Annotated in this window: 2 protein-coding genes and 1 pseudogene; 2 read left to right on the top strand and 1 reads right to left on the bottom strand. The window is 59.1% G+C overall.

All coding sequences use genetic code 11. The features are described 5' to 3' along the window. Window positions 1-700: pseudogene (locus B3H86_RS02275) on the top strand (integrase core domain-containing protein); the annotation flags it as partial. Window positions 701-1,004: 304 nt separating this feature from the next. Here the strand turns inward: B3H86_RS02275 and B3H86_RS02270 are convergent. Beyond that, the gene (locus B3H86_RS02270; RefSeq protein WP_292040721.1) at window positions 1,005-1,736 is read right to left on the bottom strand and encodes a hypothetical protein; all 732 of its coding nucleotides are present in this window, start codon (window positions 1,734-1,736) and stop codon (window positions 1,005-1,007) included. Between the two features lie 289 nt (window positions 1,737-2,025). On the opposite strand from B3H86_RS02270, the gene B3H86_RS02265 reads away from it, so the two are divergent. Next, window positions 2,026-3,426, top strand: a complete 1,401-nt coding sequence (locus B3H86_RS02265) for an SLC13 family permease (protein ID WP_292040762.1) — start codon at window positions 2,026-2,028, stop codon at window positions 3,424-3,426. The last annotated feature ends 143 nt before the right edge of the window (window positions 3,427-3,569 follow it).

Raw genomic sequence — 3,569 nt, 5'->3', positions numbered from 1 at the left:
ATGAAAACCCCCACCCTTCAAACCAAGTGGAGACTTTTTAGCGTTAGACTGTCAGCCCCCACGCGGCAACCGCTGGGCCTGCCGCTGGTGGCCAACCAGCGCTGGTCGCTGGACTTGGCTGCTACGCGCCGCCCTCCGGGTCGTCTCTGACCAGATGACGGACGGGCGGCGCTTCCGCATCCTGACGGTGATCGACAACTGCACCCGCGAATGCCTGGCGTTGGTGGCCGACACCTCGCTGTCGGGTGCGCGTGTGGTGCGAGAGTTGGACGCCCTCATCCGGCAGCGGGGCCGACCCGATACCATCGTCAGCGACAACGGCACGGAATACACCTCGAATGCGGTCCTAGCTTGGGCCGACGACACTGGCGTCGGTTGGCACTACATCGCACCAGGCAAGCCCCAGCAGAACGGCTTCAATGAGAGCTTCAATGGTCGCCTGCGTGACGAGCTGCTGAACGAGACGTTGTTCCGCTCCCTGCCGCATGCCCGCGAGGTGCTGGAGGCCTGGCGGCATGACTACAACGAACGGCGACCGCACTCAAAGCTCGGCTGGCTGACGCCGCAGGCCTACGCACAAGCCCTTACTGGAAACGCCGGGCGGCCTGCTGCGCTAGTTGAGGGCTGCGCAGGCCGCCCTATTGCCAACCCAACCAATCTCTACTCAAATCAACCTCGGACTCTCGTTATGGCTGGATGAGAAACGGGGGTCACGTCACCTTTAGCGTTAGACTAACAGCACCCAAGGGCTTTACCCATCAGCCTCATCCCTGATTATTCGTCCGCTCAAGAAAATTAATTGACAAAGACTTAGGACACTCAGCGGACATGGCGGTGCAGCAGAGCTATTTCGCAAAGGTCGTTGTCAAAGTCGCTTAAACCATACCGGCTTAACAAAATCGCCTTCTCCACCCAAGGCTTGCATCCTGATATGTCGAGCACCTTTAGCGTTACACTGACAGCACATAGAGACTATTCACGGACTGTGTAGGTCCACTAGGCCGCTATCTCCATTCGGCCAACAGCTGTCCCTTGGACGTTTCGAATGCGACACGCTCAAGGTGGACCGCCGCGGCGCATATCGGTCTTTGATCAATGTCAGCAGCCTGGCAGCGGATCGACTGCCCGTCGTCGAAGGCTGCCATCCGCCCCTCGAACACGACGCGATAGCCATCGGGGTCCGCCACTGCCGGTGCCCCGCTTTGGCCTCTCAGGACAAATTCATAAGCGCGTCCCATACGGCGGCTCAGACGCGAGCTGCCTTCTTCGAAGACCGACATCAGCGCTGCAGTTTGTGGTGACAGCGTAACAACCGGGACCGACTCCACCATGGGACGTTCAGGATCGGTGTTGGTGCTGCCGGTGACGTCGACTGACACCTCCTGTTTTGTCGGCATTATCGGGTGTCGTGGACAAGTTTCGCCACGCATCCACGGCCAGGCAAGCCAAAAGCCTTCAGCGGCTTCCCAGCTTCCCGAGGCAGAACCGCCGATCATATCGTCCGTCCAATCCACGGCTCCGAGCGAGAGACGAAGGTCGCCAGACCTATCAATAGTCGTCAGCGACGCAACGCTGGGGGGCACGGCCGTTCCTTGCGCGATCGGCTCACCGCAGCCCATCGGTTGACGCACCTTAAATCGGCGGCCAGCCAAGGAGGTGTTCGCCTGCCCTGTCCCCGATGCAAAGTTCGAAGCGGCCTGATCGATTTCAACCAGTAGCGCGGCGCGGTCCAGCAAGGGGGTGGTCACAATAATCGTAGGGGTTACTGCCTCGGGGGTGGCTGGCGGCTCTGGCGCAGCCCTATCACAACCGGACAGGACCAAAGCGCCCGCGGCCAGACACACCAGTGGCGACGGCCTGAGACTGAAACCTCTCGCGCGGCGTGAGGTGCGATGTGCGGCGGACACATCGGTCATTGACGGTTTCGAGGCATTGGGCTGGCGCATGGACCCAACCTAACACAAAGATACCGAAGTGCAGCGAATTGAGGTTGACGAGACGGGCATGGCAGGGTCTGCCATAGGTATGACCGTAGACCAGATTATTGCGCTCGCGGTGCTTGTCGGTGTGGTTGGCGTGCTTATCCATGGCAAGTTACGCGCGGACGTTGTCGCGCTTGCCGGCGCGGCCGTCTTGCTGCTGCTGGGGGTCGTACGCCCCGTAGAGGTACAAAGCGCCTTCGCCAGCCCCGCCGTTATCACCTTGGCGGGTCTGTTTGTGATTGCCTATGCGATCGAGTTATCCGGCTTTCTAGGGATGCTGATCCGCAAAGCCAGCGATCTATCCAAACGCATCGGGGCTGCGGGCATCTGGATTGTCATCGGGCTTTGCGGCTCGGTGGGCGGATTTTTGAATAATACGCCGGTCGTTGTCTTGGCTGCGCCCGTTATACGCGACGTGGCCAAGTCGCTGAAGATGTCGCCCAAGCGCTTTTTGATGCCACTCAGCCACGTCACGGTGATGGGCGGGCTGCTGACTCTGATCGGAACGTCTACCAATTTGTTAGTCAACGACATGGCCCGAAATGCAGGACAGCCTGTATTCTCCCTGTTCGAGATCACGCCTGTCGGCCTGTGCATCGCTTTGACCGGCGGTCTGTGGATGTATTTCATCAGCGGACGCCAACTGCACCGCTCGGGTGAAAAAGAAGAAGCCGAAGCTGCGCGCCTGGAGGAAGAAGAAGCTCTGCGATTGAAACAGCAGGCGCGCCGCGAGTTTCGGTTTATGGGCTTCCGCCTGCCCCGTCTTGGAGAGAGCCGCAACCAGACCGACGGATCGGGCGATGGCAGTCTCGGGGATCTGGAACTGTTTGGAGCCGGAGACCGGCCCTTCCGTCTGCGCCCTGCCCTTATTTCCATGGGCGTCTTTATTGCCGTTATTGTAGCGGCAGCTGTGGGCTGGGTACCTATCGCGGCAGCGGCCTTTGCGGGTGCGGTGGTGTTGATCCTTCTGCGCGTGATCACACCCGAAGAGGCCTATGCAGGTCTACGGCCCGAAATCCTGCTTCTGATCGCAGGCATGGTGGTTGTGGGCACAGCCATTGAAGTGACCGGCCTTGCTCAACAAGGTGCCGGATACCTCATCGACATCATCCGTCCACTTGGGCCGCTAGGAGCACTTATCGTGTTTTACGGTGTCACCCTGATCGCCACCGAACTGCTGTCGAATGCCACGGTCGCCGTTCTGGTCACACCAATTGCCGTGGCCGTCGCCAACAGCTTGGGCGTGGATCCCAGACCATTCCTAGTCGCCGTCATGATGGCTGCCTCTGCCGCCTTTGCCACGCCGTTTGGCTATCAGACCAATGTGCTGGTCTTTAACATGGCCAACTATTCCTACATGGATTTCGTTCGCGTCGGCGTGCCTCTGAACCTCATTACCTGGGCTACAGCCATGGTCGCGATACCGATCTTTTTCCCATTCTGAATTTGTAGTCCCACTGCTACAAGCCAGAGCTTGAGTACCTGTTAGTGGTCCGACATTTTTTCGAAATTACTGAACATTTACGCTGATCCAAGTAAGATCTGCATGGCCTCGGTCCTATGCCGCTAGGCTCAGGACCCATTGAA

The sequence above is a fragment of the Brevundimonas sp. UBA5866 genome, from assembly GCF_002432125.1.
Taxonomy (GTDB): domain Bacteria; phylum Pseudomonadota; class Alphaproteobacteria; order Caulobacterales; family Caulobacteraceae; genus Brevundimonas.
The sequence above is the reverse complement of the archived record's forward strand: the minus strand, read 5'-3'. Positions and strand labels throughout refer to the sequence as shown.

Coding starts and splice junctions, on each gene's coding strand:
- B3H86_RS02265 (WP_292040762.1), top strand. CDS start 2,026: ATGACCGTAGACCAGATTATTGCGCTCGCGGTGCTTGTCGGTGTGGTT.